This window comes from Microbacterium sp. NPDC056057, assembly GCF_042266945.1.
In the GTDB taxonomy this organism is placed as follows: Bacteria; Actinomycetota; Actinomycetes; order Actinomycetales; family Microbacteriaceae; genus Microbacterium; species Microbacterium trichothecenolyticum_C.
Genome location: NZ_JBHJWS010000002.1, coordinates 863,147 through 875,620, shown reverse-complemented (window position 1 = coordinate 875,620; position 12,474 = coordinate 863,147). Strand labels below are relative to the sequence as shown.

Annotated in this window: 11 protein-coding genes; 9 read left to right on the top strand and 2 right to left on the bottom strand. The window is 71.1% G+C overall.

The genetic code is table 11. The features are described 5' to 3' along the window. Window positions 1-6: 6 nt before the first annotated feature. Entirely contained in the window at window positions 7-1,014 is a 1,008-nt protein-coding gene (locus ACFC1K_RS11685) for a LacI family DNA-binding transcriptional regulator (RefSeq protein ID WP_375871736.1), read from the bottom strand. Window positions 1,015-1,150: 136 nt separating this feature from the next. Between ACFC1K_RS11685 and ACFC1K_RS11680 the strand changes: the two genes are divergently transcribed. The 7 genes from ACFC1K_RS11680 (at window position 1,151) to ACFC1K_RS11650 (ending at window position 9,475) form a co-directional block, all read left to right on the top strand. Beyond that, complete coding sequence (locus ACFC1K_RS11680) at window positions 1,151-2,464, top strand: ABC transporter substrate-binding protein (RefSeq protein WP_375871735.1); 1,314 nt, start codon at window positions 1,151-1,153, stop codon at window positions 2,462-2,464. Between the two features lie 92 nt (window positions 2,465-2,556). Continuing rightward, on the top strand, window positions 2,557-3,672 hold the full coding sequence (locus ACFC1K_RS11675; RefSeq protein ID WP_310288034.1) for a Gfo/Idh/MocA family oxidoreductase: 1,116 nt from the start codon (window positions 2,557-2,559) through the stop codon (window positions 3,670-3,672). Further along, entirely contained in the window at window positions 3,669-4,583 is a 915-nt protein-coding gene (locus ACFC1K_RS11670) for a PmoA family protein (RefSeq protein WP_375871734.1), read from the top strand. Before ACFC1K_RS11675 ends, ACFC1K_RS11670 begins: the two co-directional genes overlap by 4 nt. 23 nt (window positions 4,584-4,606) lie before the next feature. After that, window positions 4,607-5,347 (top strand): cupin domain-containing protein, encoded by a 741-nt coding sequence (locus tag ACFC1K_RS11665; RefSeq protein ID WP_375871733.1) that lies wholly within the window; start codon window positions 4,607-4,609, stop codon window positions 5,345-5,347. 97 nt (window positions 5,348-5,444) lie between these two features. Then, window positions 5,445-6,986, top strand: coding sequence for a M20/M25/M40 family metallo-hydrolase (locus ACFC1K_RS11660; RefSeq protein WP_375871732.1), 1,542 nt, complete (start codon window positions 5,445-5,447; stop codon window positions 6,984-6,986). Window positions 6,987-7,110: 124 nt separating this feature from the next. Then, on the top strand, window positions 7,111-8,388 hold the full coding sequence (locus ACFC1K_RS11655) for an ATP-binding protein (protein WP_375871731.1): 1,278 nt from the start codon (window positions 7,111-7,113) through the stop codon (window positions 8,386-8,388). A gap of 220 nt (window positions 8,389-8,608) precedes the next feature. Beyond that, window positions 8,609-9,475, top strand: coding sequence for a cation-transporting ATPase (locus tag ACFC1K_RS11650; RefSeq protein ID WP_375871730.1), 867 nt, complete (start codon window positions 8,609-8,611; stop codon window positions 9,473-9,475). Between the two features lie 100 nt (window positions 9,476-9,575). Here the strand turns inward: ACFC1K_RS11650 and ACFC1K_RS11645 are convergent, their stop codons facing one another. Continuing rightward, complete coding sequence (locus ACFC1K_RS11645) at window positions 9,576-10,706, bottom strand: Gfo/Idh/MocA family protein (protein WP_375871729.1); 1,131 nt, start codon at window positions 10,704-10,706, stop codon at window positions 9,576-9,578. A gap of 59 nt (window positions 10,707-10,765) precedes the next feature. On the opposite strand from ACFC1K_RS11645, the gene ACFC1K_RS11640 reads away from it, so the two are divergent. Both ACFC1K_RS11640 and ACFC1K_RS11635 read left to right on the top strand, forming a co-directional pair. Next, window positions 10,766-11,392, top strand: a complete 627-nt coding sequence (locus tag ACFC1K_RS11640; RefSeq protein WP_375871728.1) for a TetR/AcrR family transcriptional regulator — start codon at window positions 10,766-10,768, stop codon at window positions 11,390-11,392. Window positions 11,393-11,405: 13 nt separating this feature from the next. Beyond that, the gene (locus ACFC1K_RS11635) at window positions 11,406-12,455 is read left to right on the top strand and encodes an FUSC family protein (RefSeq protein ID WP_375871727.1); all 1,050 of its coding nucleotides are present in this window, start codon (window positions 11,406-11,408) and stop codon (window positions 12,453-12,455) included. The last annotated feature ends 19 nt before the right edge of the window (window positions 12,456-12,474 follow it).

Sequence of the window (12,474 nt, the reverse complement as noted above, 5' to 3'; positions counted from 1 at the left end):
CGCGGTTCAGCGTGGCGCGGGGCCGGTGGACTCGCGCCAGATGACGCGGTGGAGCTGCTGCGGCTCGGTGGGCGCAGGCTCGTTGCGCAATGCCGCGATGAGACGGGTCATCGCGCGTGAGCCCAGGCCCTCGAGGTCGATCTCGACCGTCGTGAGTGCGGGGCTGAGCAGCCGGCCGAGGGGCTGGTCGTCCCATCCGCTCACGCTGAGATCGCCGGGCACCCGCAGTCCACGGTCGAGCGCGGCGCGGATCACTCCGGCGGCGACGAGATCGTTGGCCGCTACGACGGCGGTGGGTCCGTTTAGGTAGGGGAGAGCCTCCACGGCCGCCATGCCGGCCTCGGCCGACCAGTCGCCCTCGACCACGCCGAGCGACTCCAGTCCGAGTCGCTCGAGCGTCTCGAGATACGTGTCGCGCCGCGCGCGGGCGGACGCGAACTGGAGATCTCCGGTGACGTGGAGGAACCTGCGGTGGCCGAGCTCCGCCAGTCCCTCGATGACCTCGGCGAGGGCCGAGGCATCCGCGAGCTCGCCGATGCCGCGCATCTCGTCGTCGAAGTCCGCGGACGCGACGATGAGCGTGCCGCTCGACGCTTGCAGGTCGAGCGAGGCGAGCATGGGCGCGAACGAGACGATGCCGTCGACCTGACCCGAGTCGGCGAGTTCCGCGACGCGCTCGGTGCGTTCCGCCGCCCCGCCTTCGAGAGCCAGCACCTCGACGGCGTACCCCGCCCAGTGGGCGGCGGCGCTCGCGCCGGCGAGCATACGCGCCGGGCTGTACGCGAGGGTCGGCACGACAACCGCGAGCCGGCCGGTCTGCCGGGTGCGCATGGAGCGGGCGACGAGGTTCGGGCGGTAGTTCAGCTGCTCGACCGCGGCCTGCACGCGCGCCTTGGTGGCGGGCTTGAGTCCGTCGGGAGCCCGGAAGTAGCGCGACACGGTCTGATGCGAGACCTCGGCCAGGCGGGCGACCTCCATGATCGTCGGCCGGCGATGCGATGCGGTGTCGGTCACGGCGCCTCCTTCCGAGGTCCATGTTGACACAGATTGTGAACCTTCACTATTCTCACTTCTCGGTCGAGTGATCGATCACTAAGTGAAGGTTCACCCGACGCCTCCCTCGCGCGACCAGCGTTCCGAAAGGACAAAGATGTTCACACGCAGAAAGACAGGCGCCGTCGGCGCCGTGGCGATCGTCGGCCTCGCCGCAGCACTGGCCGGCTGTGCCGGCTCCGGCCCCGCCGGCTCCCCGGCGGCCACCTATGATCCGGACGAGAAGGTGAGCCTCGACTTCGCGTTCTGGGGGAACGACGTTCGCGCCGAGATGTACAACGAGGCCATCGCCGCGTTCAACGAGGACTACCCGAACATCACGGTGAACTCCACGTTTCTCTCCTGGGACGAGTACTGGGAGAAGCGCCAGACCGAGGCCGCCGGCAAGAACCTCCCTGACGTGTTCCAGATGGACATGACCTACGTGCGCCAGTACTCCGACAACGGCCTGCTCCTGGATCTCACGCCCTACGTCGGCGACATGATCGCCACCGACGGCTTCGACGAGAGCGTGCTCGACATCGCCACGATCAACGACACGATCGCGGGCATGCCGGTCTCGACGAACGCGATCGGGATGTTCGAGAACGTGGTTCTGACCGAAGAAGTCGGCGTCGAGCCGTTCGAGGGCGGCGACTGGGAGGCGTACGACGAGTGGTTGCACGAGGCCCGGGATGCCGCCGAGACCGCCGGCCTCGAGGTCTGGGGCGGCGCGGACCCGACCAGCTTCATCCAGCCGTTCGAGCTCGTCCTCCGGTCCGAGGGCAAGTCGGTCTTCACTGAGGAGGGCGAGGTCGGCTTCACCAAGGAGGACCTCGCCGACTTCTGGAGCCGTGGCGCCGATTTGCGGGAAGACGCCGTGGTCACCCCGCAGCAGCGGATCCAGGAGGTCACTCCCAAGGGCGCCTTCGACTCCGCCCAGGCGCTCACCGAGATCGTGTGGGACAACTTCGGCGCTCCCTATAAGGCGAACCTCGGCGACGCGTATCCCGACCTGAACCTCGTCGCGCCTCCGGTCACCGAGGAAGGCGCCAAGGACCTGTACAAGAAGGCCGGCATGCTGATCTCCGTTGCGGGGAGCACGGAGCACCCTGAGGCCGCCGCCCTGTTCACCGACTTCCTGGTGAACAGCCCCGAGGTCGGCGCCATCTTCGGGACGAACCGTGGGATGCCGGCATCCCAGACCCAGCTCGACGGCGTGGAACTCGACGAGACCGCCCAGCAGATCATCGACTACGAGGAGTCGATCGCCGACCGCATCGGTGACCCGCCGCCGGTTCCGATCGTGGGCTACGGCTCGGTCGAAGCGAAGTTCAAGGCCCTCGGCCAGGAGCTCGGGTTCGGCACGATCACGGTGGACGAGGCGGTCGATCAGCTCTTCGCCGAGATCGACGTCATCGTCAATCAGTAGCGCCCATGTCGACGGGCGCGGTGCGAGATGGTCCCGCGCCGCGCCCGCCGACACGCATCACCCCGCCTACCCCCGAGAAGGATCCACAGGCCATGTCCACACCCCGCCCACCCTTCCGCGTCGGCATCATCGGCACCGGCGGCATCGCCCACGCCCACGCCGACGCCCTGACCGCACTCTCGCCCCGCGTCGAGATCTCCGGTGTGGTCGACCTCGACCATGCGCGTGCCGCCGCCTTCGCCGAGAGCTTCGGCATCGACCGGGTCTACGCCGACGCGGCGGAACTCTTCGCGAGCGAGGAGCTCGACCTCGTGCACGTGTGCACGCCGCCGCAGACGCACACGCCGCTCGCGATCCAGGCGATGCGCGCGGGCGTTCCGTCGCTCGTCGAGAAGCCCACCGCGCTCACTCTCGGCGAGGTCGACGAGCTCGAGGCGGTGCAGGCCGAGACCGGCGTGCCGGTGCTCACGGTGTTTCAGCACCGGTTCGGCGCCGCCGCCCGCCACCTCGGCGCCCTCGTCGCCGGGGGCGAGCTCGGCCGGCCCCTCGTCGCCACCTGCGAGACCCTGTGGTACCGCCCGGACGAGTACTTCGACGTGCCGTGGCGCGGGCGATGGGATGTCGAGGGCGGTGGTCCGACCATGGGTCACGGCATCCATCAGTTCGATCTGCTGTTCGCGATCTTCGGCCGCTGGTCGCAGGTGAGCGCCTTCGCGGCGCGGCAGCTGCGACCGACCGACACCGAGGACGTCTCGATGGCGCTGGTGCGTTTCGAGAACGACGCCCTCGCGACCGTCGTCAACTCGCTCGTCTCGCCGCACGAGACATCGCGGCTGCGGTTCGACTTCGAGTTCGCGTCCGTCGAGGTGCGCCACCTGTACGGATACACCAGCGAGGACTGGACCTTCACCCCGGCGCCGGGCCACGAGCATCTCGCGACCCGCTGGGCCGAGGGCTTGGACAGCGGGGCGACCAGCGGCCACCGCGACCAGATCCGCGCGATCCTCGACGCCTTCGAAGCAGGCGAGGCTCCCGGCGTCGACCTCGCCGACGCGCGGCACACGCTCGAGTTCGCCGCGGCCACCTACGCCTCCGCGTTCCGTGGGGCCGCCGTGGAGGCGGGTGAGCTGCACGGCGACGATCCCTTCGTCCGCTCCATGAGCGGCGGGATCGTGCCGTGGGCTCCCGTGAAGGAGGTGCTCGCATGAGCGCGCTGCGCATCACGCACGACATCGGCTCCTCAGTCACCGTCCGCGACGGCGACGTCGACCTTTTCACCTACGTGTATCAGCCCACGACGGTTCCGCTGGAGTCGCCGAAGCCCTATCTGCACCCCATCCGCACGCGCCGCGGCGACGTCGTCAGCCTCTTCCGTCCGCACGACCACGTGTGGCACAAGGGCATCGCCTGGGCGCTGCCGGTCGTGAACGACGAGAACTTCTGGGGCGGCCCCACGTACGTCCACGGCCAGTTCTACGTGCAGCTGCCGAACAACGGCGTGCAGCAGCACGACGGAGCCCTCGAGCTCGAAGCGGGCGAGCGCGCCACGGTCGCGCACGGGCTGCGATGGATCACGGAGGCAGGAGACGTGCTGTTCGCCGAGGAGCGCGCGCTGGCCGCCGAGATCGTGTCGGACGACGCGTGGGCCCTCACCTTCGACACGCAGCTGACCAACGTGTCGGGCGCACCGATCGCCATCGGCTCCCCGACGACGAAGGGGCGCGAGAACGCCGGCTACGGCGGGCTGTTCTGGCGCGGGCCCCGCTCGTTCACCGACGGCACGCTCGTCGCGCCTGGAGCCTCGGGCGCGGGCGACGACGTGCGGGGCGCGCGCTTCGAGTGGATGGGCTTCGTCGGCCGCCACGACGACGTCGACGCCACGTCGCTCGTGCTCATGCTCGACGACGCGGCCAACCCCCACCACCCGCCGCAATGGTTCGCGCGCTCCGAGGAGTTCGCCGCGCTGAACCCGGCGCCGTTCTTCAGCGAAGAGGTCGTCGTCGCTCCCGGCGAGACGGTACGGTTCCGGTACGCCGTCGGCATCGCCGATGGGAGAGCGGATGCTGCGGAGCCGCTCGCAGACGTGCTCCGAGGCATCCTCCAGCCGGTCCTCGTCTGAATCGAGAGGGAGAGGAGCTTCCCGTGATCGACACCGCGCCCACGTTCCCCGGTGCCACCTCCGTGACCCTGCTCGACGTCTACGACGACCTCGCTCCCGACGGCCTCCGCGGCGGCAGCCCGCACATGCATCTCGCCTCGACGGAGTGCTACGTGGTGATCGGCGGGCACGGCGAGATGCACACGCTCGATCCCGGCGGACTGCGCCAGACCGAACTGCGCAAGGGCTCGGTGGTGTGGTTCACTCCCGGCACGATCCACCGCGCGGTGAACCACGGGGAGCTCGAGGTGCTCGTGGTCATGGGCAACGCGGGGCTGCCGGAGGCGGGCGACGCCGTCATGACCTTCCCGGCCGACGTCGTCGCCGACGCCGCGCGGTACGCCGCAGCCGCGGCGCTCCCGGCTGAGCCGCTGGAGGCGCGTTCCGAAGCGGCGGCGCGACGGCGCGATCTCGCGGTCGAGGGATTCCTCGTCCTCCGTGACGCCGCGCGGGCCGGCGACCTCGGCCCCCTGCGCGAGTTCCATGCTGCCGCCGCTCGGCTGGTGCGGGGACGGGCCGCGGACTGGACCGGCATCGTCGAGCGGGGTCCCGCCGCACAGGCCGCGCACAGCCTCGACGTCACCCGCGCGCTCGCCGGCGGCGACGCGGGGCATCTCTCTTCGGCTGCGGTCTCGCAGGCGCCGTCGCTCGGAGGTGAACGGGGATTCGGCATGTGCGGCCGGCTGCGCGCGTACGACGTGAGCGGCGGCCTCGTGACCCGCTGACGCTGCCTCTTCCGTCCGCGCGATCGGCGCGGTAGGTTCCCGCGTGACGCCACACTCGGCGCCTCCTCCCCCAACTCGGATACGAGGAGCACCAGTGATGCATCGAAACCGACGCCGCGCCACCGTGGCGGCGTCCGCCCTCATCATCGGCGGCCTGACCGTCGCAGCCGTCGGCGCCCCGGCGCTGGCCGCGCCCACCCCCGACACCTCCGCTCTCACCCAGGCGGTGACGATCGGCGGCCTGAAGGCACAGCTGGCCGCACTGCAGGGCATCGCGGACGCCAACGGCGGCACGCGCGCCGCCGGCACCCCCGGCTACGCGGCCTCGCTCGACTACGTGCAGGACACGCTGGAGACCGCCGGGTACACCGTCACCCGCCAGCCATTCTCGTACTCCTTCATCGAGTACGACGGGTCGACGCTCGACCAGACGGCGCCCGGAACGAAGTCCTACCCGTTCATCGACGCCTTCTACCCCATGGAGTTCACCGGCACGGGTGCGGTGACCGCTCCGGTGCGCGCGGTGGATGTCAACCTCTCGGGCGACCGTGCGTCGACCAGCGGCTGCGAGTCGGCGGACTTCGCCGGGTTCCCGATCGGGTCGATCGCCCTCATCCAGCGCGGCTCCTGCGACTTCAGCGTGAAGGCGGCCAACGCGGTCGCGGCGGGTGCCACAGGCGTCATCATCTTCAACCAGGGCAACACCGACCCGAACGACGACCGCTTCGGCGTCTTCGGCGGCACCCTCAGCTCGGCGACCTGGACGCAGACCCCTGTGCCGGTCGTCAGCAGCTCGTTCGAGGTGGGTGCGGAACTCGTCGGCACGGCCGGCCTCGTGATGCGCATCAACGTCGTGACCACGGCCACGACGATCAACACCGCGAACCTGATCGCGGACACCCCCGGCGGTCGCGCCGACCGCACGGTCGTCGTGGGCGCGCACCTCGACTCGGTCCCCGAGGGACCGGGCATCAACGACAACGGCTCGGGCACGGCGACGCTGATCGAGACGGCGCTGCAGCTGTCGAACCTCGGCATCCAGCCCGAGAACCGCATCCGGTTCGCATTCTGGGGCGGCGAGGAGGACGGCCTCATCGGCTCGACGTACTACGTGTCGCAGCTCAGCAAGACGCAGGTCAAGCAGCACCTCGTCAACCTGAACTTCGACATGCTCGGCTCGCCCAACGGCGGCCGGTTCGTCTACGACGGTGACGGCAGCGGCTTCGGCACGGTCGGCCCCAACGGGTCCGACGTGATCGAGGGCGTCTTCGACTCCTACTTCGCGTCGAAGAACCTGCCGACCGAGCCGACCGCGTTCGACGGGCGCAGTGACTACTTCGCGTTCATCGAGGCCGGCATCCCCGCGGGAGGCCTGTTCTCGGGCGCCGAGGACATCAAGTCACCGGATCAGGCGGTGAAGTTCGGGGGCGCCGCCGGCATCGCGTTCGACCCCTGCTACCACCAGGCGTGCGACACCTCCGCGAACATCAGCGACGCGATCTTCGAACAGCTCGCGGACGCCGCCGCGCACGCGACGCTGGTCTTCGGCGACACGCAGTCTGCGGTGAACGGCACCGCCAAGGGCAAGGCGGCCGGGCAGTTCAAGCCCGCCTTCAAGGGCAACAACGCGTTGCGCTGACAGGGAGAGGAGCGGATGCCTCGGCTCGAGGCATCCGCTCCCACACCGCCGTAACCCGGCTCCGTGACCCTTCGCCGGGTCGGTAGCCTGAGGCGACCCACCTCGCACCGAAGGGAGTCCGGGCATGGCAGGCTGGCGCATCCGCGACTATCACGCCGACGACGTCGACGGCATCCTGCGACTCTGGGAGCAGGTCACCGCAGAGGGCGTCGAGCCGGTCTACAGCCTGTCCGAGGTGCTCGCGTCGTGCGCGAAGGACCACGCGGTCGTCGCCGTCGTCGGCGAGCAGATCGTCGGTGCCGCGATCGGCCGCGCCGCGCACGCGCAGGGCTGGGTCGTCTTCCTCGCCACCTCGTCGCATGTACGCGGCATGGGCATCGGCTCGTCGCTCCTTGCCGCGCTCGAGGCGCGCATGGCGCCGCAGGGCATCTCCAAGCTCTCCGCGCTCATGCCGGCAGCGGAGACGAAGATGGGCGCATTCCTGCACCAGGGGTTCGCCCTCAAGCAGGACCTCCACTACTTCGAGCGGCACATCCCCGTGCAGCGCGAGGAGCTCAAGCGCCTCGCGGAGCTCGGCGGACGCGTGCTGCCCCGCGGCCTCTGGGACGCGGTCGGCGGAATGAACACCGAGAAGGAGCTCCTCGAGCGACGGGTCGTGCTGCCGCTCGCGCAGTCCGAGCTCGCCGAGCGCTTCGGCGTGGTGCCCCCGCGCGCGATCGTGCTGTTCGGGCCGCCCGGCACCGGCAAGACGACGTTCGCCAAGGCGATCGCCTCCCGCCTGGAGTGGTCGTTCGTCGAGGTCTTCCCCTCCCGGCTCGCGTCGCACCCGGGTGGCCTCGCCGGCGCGCTGCGCGAGACGTTCGCGACGATCGCCGAGCTCGAGCACGCCGTCGTCTTCATCGACGAGGTCGAGGAGATCGCCTCGCACCGCCAGGGCGAGCCGCCGTCGCCCACGCAGGGCGTTACGAACGAGCTGCTCAAGATCATCCCCGCCTTCCGTGAACAGCCCGGACGCCTCCTGATCTGCGCGACGAACTTCATCAGATCATTGGATGCCGCGTTCCTCCGGCACGGCCGCTTCGACTACGTCATCCCGATCGGCCTTCCCGACGAGCAGGCTCGTGACGCCATCTGGCGCCGGTACGTGCCGGGGGCCGCGGTCGGCATCGACGTGCCCGAGCTCGTCGCGATGACCGACGGGTTCTCGCCCGCCGACATCGAGTTCGCCGCGCGCAAGGCGTCGCAGTCCGCGCTCGAGAACGCCGTGGACTCGGGCGCATCCGAGCCCGAGGGCCCGTTCATGACCGACTACACCGCGGCGATCGCGGGCACGCGGGCAACGGTCTCGGCCCAGGTCGCCGCCGACTTCCTCGAAGACATCGAGACTGTCGGCCGCCTGTAGCGCAACCGATCAATCTGCTGAGAGTGCTGGGGTCCGGACCCGGAGCGGCCGTCAGCGCGGCGGCCTCACCCTAGGCTGGATCGCACAAGGGGAGTACTCCCGCCAGCGGCACGCTCGTCACTACGGATCCAGCGTCGGATCCCGGGCTGCCGGCCCTTCGGGGCGGAGGAGACCTTGGCGTTCTTCGTCACGCCACGTCTCCCATCCGGAAGGAAACCCCATGAGCTCGCTCAACCGTCTCTTCGGCCTCGCCACGAAGGCCCTCGACTCGTCCGGTTCGTCGAACGCCAAACCCGGCGGCGGCACGGACTGGCGCTCGGTGGTGCGCGAGGTCGCCGGAGCCGTCACCGGCGATCGGCGGCCCGCAGCCTCGTCGCCCGCGAACGCCTCGTCGCCACCGCCGGCCGCCTCCGCGCCTGCGGCGCCGATCGGGCTCACCCCGCCTCCCGCGTCACCCGCGCCCGCCGCCGGGGCACCGCATTCACCCGCGACCCAGGCCGACCGGGCTGCGATCGCCCGCTACGAGTACCTGCTGCAGACGTCCGACCCGCACCAGGTCGAGGCCATCCACCGGGAGGCCTTCGCCCGGCTCACGCCCGAGCAGCGGGCGCAGGTGCAGGCCGGGATGCGCGCCGAGCTGCATCCGGCCGAGCAGCCGCGCTCCGCCGAGGCCCCCGACCTCGCGCGCGCCGCTGCGCGCACCGAGGCGGTGCGGCCCGGGGCGATGGCGGGCCTGCTCGCGCGGGTCGGCCGCGGCGGGCGCGGTGCGTCCGCCGCCGGCGGCATGGCCCGCGGCGCCGCACTCGTGGGCGCCGGGGGAGTGCTCGGCGCCGTCGCCGGGGCCGCGGTTGTCAGCGCCGTCGCGGTCCCGCTGCTGGCCGAGGCGGCAACGCTGGGCGTGGACTTCGATGCGATCGCCGGCGGTGTCGACCTCGACGCGATCGCGGGCGGTGTCGATCTCGGCGGCGCGGGCGACCTCGTCGCCGGAGCGTCCGACCAGCTCGCGGGCGCCGGCGAGGCGGTGACCGGCATCGGCGAGCAGATCTCGAACTTCGAGCTGCCGGGCCTGCGCGACCTGTTCGGCTGACACCCCGGAGGATCGCGGATGCCGCGGGCCGCTGCATCCGTCACCCCATGCACGAGACCCCCCGCCGAGCGGCAGGGGGTCTCGTGTGAAGCGGGGTGCGTCAGAGCGTGGCGGCCAGGGGGTCGAAGTCCGCGGGGAGCGAGCCGACCTCGCCGAGGGTGCTCTCGACGTCGACGTATGTGCGCGACGCCGCAGCCTCCTCGATCGACAGCAGGGTGTCGAGCACGTGGTACCCGAACTCGCCGGTGGCGATGTGCGGGCGGCCGTCGCGGATCGAGCGGGCCATGTCGAGCAGGCCCAGACCGCGGCCGGTGAGCACGCCCTCCTGGGGCACCTGGATGATCTCCTGCTCCCTCACCGATACGTCGGTGAGCGGGCGCGTGATCGTGATGTCCCCGCCGAAGTAGTTCGGGTCGGGGATCACGATCGTGCCCTCGGTCCCGTTGATCTCGACGATGCCATGGCGCTTGAGCGGCGAGTCGGTGCTGTACAGGCTCTGTGCCTGGCCGCCCCGCTCGAAGTCCATCAGCACCGACAGGGTCGACGGGATCTCGACCGGGAACTCCTGACCGGCGAGCTCGCCGACCTGCACCTTGCGGGTCGGAGAGCCTTTCAGGCCGAGGGCCGCCACCGACGCGACGGGGCCGAACACGTGCACGAGCGCCGACACGTAGTACGGACCCATGTCGAGGAGCGGTCCGCCGCCCTTGGCGTACAGGAACGCGGGGTTCGGGTGGAAGAGCTCGGGACCCTGCCACTGGAACGAGGTCGTCGCGAACAGCGGGCGGCCGATGTCGCCGCGCGCGATCGCGCGCTTGGCCGTCTGCACACCCGGGCCGAGCACGGTGTCGGGCGCGACGCCGACGCGCAGGCCCGCAGCATCCGCCGCCGTGAGAAGCCGCTGCGACTCCTCGCGGTCGATGCCGATCGGCTTCTCAGTCCAGACGTGCTTGCCGGCCGCGATGATCGCCAGCGAGACTTCGACGTGCACCGCCGGGATGGTGAGGTTCACGACGATGTCGACATCGGGGTCGTTCAGCACGAGGTCGATGCCGCCCGCGTGGGGCACGCCGTACCTCTCGGCCTGCGCCTTCGCGCGGTCCTCGAGGAGGTCGCCGATCGCGATCACGCGCACGTCGGGGAAGCTCGACAGGTGCGTCAGGTACTGGTCGCTGATGTTGCCGGCGCCGATGATGCCGACGCCGACGGCTCCGGAGGAAGACGTGGTCATCGGGAAACGGTACCACGAAAACCTCCATGTGGAGGTTTTTCTTCGATAGCATGGTGCGCATGGCCGAAGCGGAGCAACAGCCGACCCCGCGAGGGTCGTACGCGAAGGGCGTCGCCCGTCGCCAGGAGATCCTCGACCGTGCCATCGAGGTGTTCGCCAAGCGCGGTTCCGATCGCACCAGCCTGCGCGCGATCGCCGAGGAGGTCGGCGTCACGCACGCCGCGCTCAAGCACTACTTCGGGTCCCTCGAGGAGCTGCTGATCGCGGTGTACCGCCAGTCGGAGTCCCGCGGCGAGGACTGGGAGCCCGTTCCTGCCGATGTGACGCCCACCGAGCTCCTTCGCCGCTGGAGCGACGCAAACCACGAGGTCCAGGGGCTCGTGCAGCTGTACTCGTCGCTCGTCGCATCGGCTCTCGAGGAGGGGCACCCCGCCGCGCGCGAGTTCGCCACGGAGCGCTTCGTCCGCGTGCGCACCGAGATCGCCGAGCGGGTGCGCCACAACCAGCGGGCGGGTCGCATCCGGGCCGACGTCGACCCGCTGGCAACCGCCGCACTCGTGATCGCGGCATCCGACGGTCTGCAGACCCAGTGGCTGCTCGACCCCGACGCTCCGCAGGACGCCGCCCTCGCGCTCCTCGACCAGCTGCTCTCGGAGCCGGCCCCGGCCGAGCGCCCGACGGTCTGAGACGGGAGGACGGATGCCGCAGCACAGCGCCGGCCGGCGGTTCGCGGCCGACCTGGGCCACGCGGTGTCGAGTCTGTTCCGCCTCGCGCCGGCGCCGGCGCCACGCTGGGCGATCGGCCTGCGCGCGGCGATCGCCATGGCTGTGCCGATCGCGGTGATGACGCTGCTCGGGCGTGCCGATCTCGGTTTCCAGGCGGCGACCGGCGCATTCGTCGCGCTGTACGGCACGCACCTCCCGGTCCGCGAGCGGGCCCGTGTGGTGCCCTTCGTCGCGGGCGGCCTGGTCTTGGCCGCCGTGCTCGGCGCCCTCGCGGGACCGTCGCCGATCTGGACGCTGATCGGGCTCGCGATCGTCGCGCTCGCCGCGGCCGTCGCGATGTTCGGCTTCGCCGTCGGTCCGCCCGGCCCGCTGTTCGTCGTGCTCGTCTACGGGCTGTCGGCGCACATCGTGGCGTCGGGAGCGGATGCCGCCACCTACGTCGCCGCGGTGGCCTGCGGCATCCTGTTCTCCTCCGTGGTGTCGCTGGCTCCGCTCGTGCTGGCCAGCCGCCGCCGCGTCGCCGCGCGGCCGCTGCGCGAGGTGCTTCCCGGCCCGGCATGGCCGCCGGGCGAGCGGATGCTCGTGATCCGCGTCGCCCTCGTGACGGTGGTCGGGATCGCGGTGGGACTGTTGGTCGACCCCGATCGCGCCTACTGGATCGTGGGCGCCGCCATCGCGGTCGTCGGTGTCGCCGCCGACCGGCGGGCCGCCTTCAGTCGCGGGCTGCACCGCATGATCGGCACGATCCTCGGCGCCGGCGTCTACCTGCTGCTGGCGCAGCTGCCGATCCCGGCGCTGTGGCTCGCGCTGCTCCTGGGCGTGCTGCAGTTCACGATCGAGCTGTTCGTGGTGCGCAACTATGCCCTGGCCCTCGTCTTCATCACGCCGCTGGTCCTCCTGCTCACGGGCGCGGCGACGGGCGCCGTCGACACTGTGGCGGTCGCGACCGAGCGCGTGATCGACACGCTCGCGGGCGCCGCGCTGGGCGCCGCGAGCGGCGTGCTGCACGCGCGCGACGACTGACGCGGCATCCATCGATCGG